This window comes from Candidatus Polarisedimenticolia bacterium (assembly GCA_035764505.1).
In the GTDB taxonomy this organism is placed as follows: Bacteria; Acidobacteriota; Polarisedimenticolia; order Gp22-AA2; family AA152; genus AA152.
Genome location: DASTZC010000164.1, coordinates 1 through 3,868 on the forward strand (window position 1 = coordinate 1; position 3,868 = coordinate 3,868).

Sequence of the window (3,868 nt, forward strand, 5' to 3'; positions counted from 1 at the left end):
AATCCTTTGATGATTCCGCCGTTCGGCACGGGACGCAGGGAGGCCCGGACTTGAAGGGCCTTCTCGTCGTTGGCGTCTCCCTTCGCGTAGCCGTCCCCGTCGTAGATTCCGACGTGCACGTCGCCGAAGTTGGAAGGAAAATTGTAATGGAGACTTCCCCCGAAGTCCGAGGAGGTCATGAATTTTTCCGCATCCACGAAGATGGGGCCCTGAAACCGGTATCGGTAGATTTGCTCTGCGTAGTCGATGTAGGGGGTCTGCTGCAGTCCGAGGCGGGCCCAGGAGCCCTTCGTCCACGCATCGTCGAAGCCGAACTGGCCAAAGGCGTACTTGAGACGCACGACGAGCGAGCCGTCGACGTTGGAGACGTTTCCGGTAGACGTCTCGCGCACGATGTCGGGCGTGACCCGGTAGCTGATGAAGTGATTGATGTTGCCCGTCGCGTTGATGTACGCCCGGGTGATGTCGAAGGAGCTGGGGTTGACCTCGTTGCCGTCCACGTCCAAGATCGTGGGCTCCTGCTGATAGGTGTAGTTCGCGAAAATCGTGACTCCCACCTTGAAGGTGGGCGTATCATCGGCCCCCGTGCTCCCTTCGGCGGGCGTCACCTGGGCCCACGAAGGGACTCCGGAGCTGGCACATATCACGAGAACCAGCGCCCATCGGAGCATAAACGTCCTTTGTGACAATTGCGTGTCAACCCTTCGGCGAGCTCGCGAAAAGCCGACAGGCGTTCTTTCCTTCCGGGCGACCGGGTTCGACCGCATCCCTTCCTCCTTGTGGCGTAGCGTCGGGTCTCTCGGATTCGCTGCACGATCTCCGGCGGGCCGTCCGCCTTCGATGCCGGCCGTCACAATGTCACGCGCGCGTGACGCAGTGACGAACAAGCGGTGACGCTTGTGTGACAGGAATACAGTCCGTTACGGAACGACGCTCATGGACCGCCGACTCTACCTGTTGGTTCGGGGAACGGCTAGGCGGAGGGAAATGTGAGGCGGAAGGAAGTGCCCGTGCCCGGCGAGCTCTGCACGTCGATCGTGCCGCCCATCGCGAGGGTCAGATGCTTGGCGATGGCAAGGCCCAATCCGGTTCCTCCTTCGCGGCGATCGCGGGAGCGGTCCACCCGGTAGAAGCGCTCGAAGATGCGCGGCAGGTCCTCGGGCGGAATCCCGATTCCGGTGTCGCGGACGTCGAGCGCGATGCGACCATGGTCGACATCGGCCTGGACGAAGATGCTTCCCCCTTCGGGAGTGAACTTCACGGCATTGTCGAGGAGGTTGATGAGCACCTGGGCGAGACGATCCCGATCGGCGCGGATGCGCGGCAGGGAGGAAGGCACCGAAACCCGCAGCGACTGGCGCTTGCCGGCGACCAGGGGCCGGACCATCGACTCGACCTGGGAGACGGTTTCCTGCAGCGGGATCGCCCCGAGATCGAGGCGCGATTGTCCCTGCTCGATGGAAGAGAGATCGAGCAGGTCCTCGATCAGGGCCTGCAGGCGGCGCGCGTGGCGGTGGATCACCTGAGCGAACTCGCTGACGCGTCCCGCATCCAGCGCCCCCCCGTCGCTCAGGGTCTCGGCATATCCCCGGATCGCCGTCAGCGGCGTGCGCAGCTCGTGCGAGACGTTGGCCACGAACTCCCGGCGCACCTTCTCCAGCTTCTTGATGTCGGTCACATCGTGGAAGACGACCACCGAGCCCACGACGCGTCCGTTCTCGGTCAGCGAGACAAGGCTGGCGCTCAGGACCCTCTCCTCGGGACCGGCCAGGACGATCTCGCGGGTGGAGGCCTCCTCTCCGGACAGGGCCGCCTCCACCGCTTCCTGCAGGGCCGGCACGCGGGCGGCTTCGAGCGGCTTGAGGCCCTGCAGGGGACCGCGGGTCCGGAAAATCTGCTCGAAGGCGCGGTTGGCGAGAAGAATACGGCCGGTGCCGTCGGTGAGCAGCACCCCTTCCACCATCGCATCGAGCAGGCCGACAATCTGATTTCTTTCGCGCGACAGCAGCGCCAGCCGCTCCTGGAGCTGGTCGGCCATGCGATTCAGCGAGCGGCCCAATCGCGCGATCTCATCGTTCCCCTCGGGAGCGACGCGGGCCGAGGCGTCTCCCTCCGAAATCCGGGAGGCCACGCGGGACATCTCTTCCATCCGCCCCGCGATCCGGCGCGAGGCGATCCAGCCCAGCACCCCGGCTGCGATCATCACGAGGAGGACGGCCGCGAGCACGAGCAGCCGGATGGACCCGTCGGCGGCCTGGCCAAGGGCGCGATGCAGGAACATCGCGGTCCCGAGGCTCGAAATCCCCGCGACCAGGACGAACAGGAAGGTGAGGCGGTTCTGGATTCTCAGGAGCTATCTTTCCTCAATCGGAAGCTTCCACCCCATCCGGGCGGAAGCGATACCCGACGCCGCGGACGGTCTGGATCCACTCTCCGATCCGGCCGAGCTTCGAGCGCAGCCGCTTGACGTGGGTGTCCACGGTGCGGCTCTCCACGTCCTCGGTGTAGCCCCAGACCTCGCTGAGGAGCTGCTCGCGGCTGAAGGCGCGTCCGGGTCGCCGGGCCAGACGGTGCAGGAGCTTGAACTCCGTGCCCGTGAGATCGACTTCCCGGCCCCCCAGGCTGACCGAGTGGGCGGCAAGATCGATGGAGAGAGGAGGGAACGACAGGGGGCGATCCCCGTCTTCAGGCGTCTCCCGGCGCAGGATCGCCTGGATGCGCAGGATCAGCTCGCGGGGAGAAAAAGGCTTCACGACATAGTCGTCGGCCCCCAGCTCGAATCCGACGACCCGATCCACCTCCTCGCCGCGTGCCGTGAGCATGAGGATCGGAATGCGGCGCGTCTTCTCGTCCTTGCGCAGCGCCCGCGCGACCTCGGTGCCCGGCATGACCGGGAGCATCAAGTCCAGGATGATGAGGTCGGGTGCGCTGCGCCGGGCGATGTCGAGCGCTTGCCGCCCTTCCGCAGCGGCGAGGACGCGGAAGCCGGCCTGCGTCAGGTTGAAGCGCAGCAGCTCGAGGATGTCCCGCTCGTCGTCGACCACCAGAATGGTTTGCGGCATCGATCCTCACCTCTCGGCGGGCTCGGAGCAGACGGGAAATTATAGGCCATGAAGCCGAAACCAGTCTGGGACAGTAAATCTTCGGCTCTGTGACGAAGCGATGGCGTTTTCGTGACGTATTCCCGGGGCGGTGCCGGCGCGCCCAGCGGGCGATATCGCCTTGGTAACCTGATTGACTCGCCGGCAGTGCTGCGATAGCATGCCGCTTCCTTCCGCTTGATATTTTCCCCGGAGGTGCACCCTGCAGCCCGCATCCGTCGGCCTGCGCAAGACACCGCTCAACGCGATCATCCGCAGCCTCGGCGCGAAGATGGTCGACTTCGCCGGCTGGGACATGCCGGTGCAGTTCCGGTCCGTCATTGATGAGCACCTGGCGGTGCGCACGCGCGCCGGGCTGTTCGACGTCTCCCACATGGGCGAGATCCTCGTGGAAGGGGCCTCCGCGCTGGATCTGGTGCAGCGTCTGACCCCGAACGACGTCGCGGCCCTGTCGGCCGGGCAGGCCCATTACTCGGCACTGCTCACCGAGCGGGGCACCTTCGTCGACGACATCCTGGTCTATCGCCGGGATGCGAACCGCTTCCTGCTGTGCGTCAATGCCTCCAATGTCGAGAAGGATTTCGATCACGTGCGCGGCCAGGCCCCCCCGGGGTTGCGGGTGGAGGATGCCAGCGGGCGGTATGCCCAGCTCGCCCTGCAGGGACCGCGGGCGGCCGCCATTCTGGCGCGCGTCGCCGGAGAGCGGGTCGCGGAAATCGCCAGCTTCCATTTCGTGGAAGGCAAGGTGCTCGGCGTTGAGGCCATTC

Annotated in this window: 4 protein-coding genes; 1 reads left to right on the forward strand and 3 read right to left on the reverse strand. The window is 65.6% G+C overall.

Translation table 11 applies throughout. The annotated features are described in order from the left end of the window. The 3 genes from VFW45_10930 to VFW45_10940 all read right to left on the reverse strand — a co-directional run. A partial coding sequence (locus VFW45_10930; GenBank protein ID HEU5181299.1) for a hypothetical protein occupies positions 1–671 on the reverse strand: 671 nt, incomplete at its 3' end. A gap of 302 nt (positions 672–973) precedes the next feature. Beyond that, complete coding sequence (locus VFW45_10935) at positions 974–2,281, reverse strand: ATP-binding protein (protein HEU5181300.1); 1,308 nt, start codon at positions 2,279–2,281, stop codon at positions 974–976. An 82-nt stretch (positions 2,282–2,363) separates the two neighbouring features. Further along, positions 2,364–3,062, reverse strand: a complete 699-nt coding sequence (locus VFW45_10940) for a response regulator (GenBank protein HEU5181301.1) — start codon at positions 3,060–3,062, stop codon at positions 2,364–2,366. A 310-nt stretch (positions 3,063–3,372) separates the two neighbouring features. Between VFW45_10940 and VFW45_10945 the strand changes: the two genes are divergently transcribed. After that, positions 3,373–3,868: glycine cleavage system aminomethyltransferase GcvT (locus tag VFW45_10945; GenBank protein ID HEU5181302.1), on the forward strand; the 496-nt coding region annotated here is incomplete at its 3' end.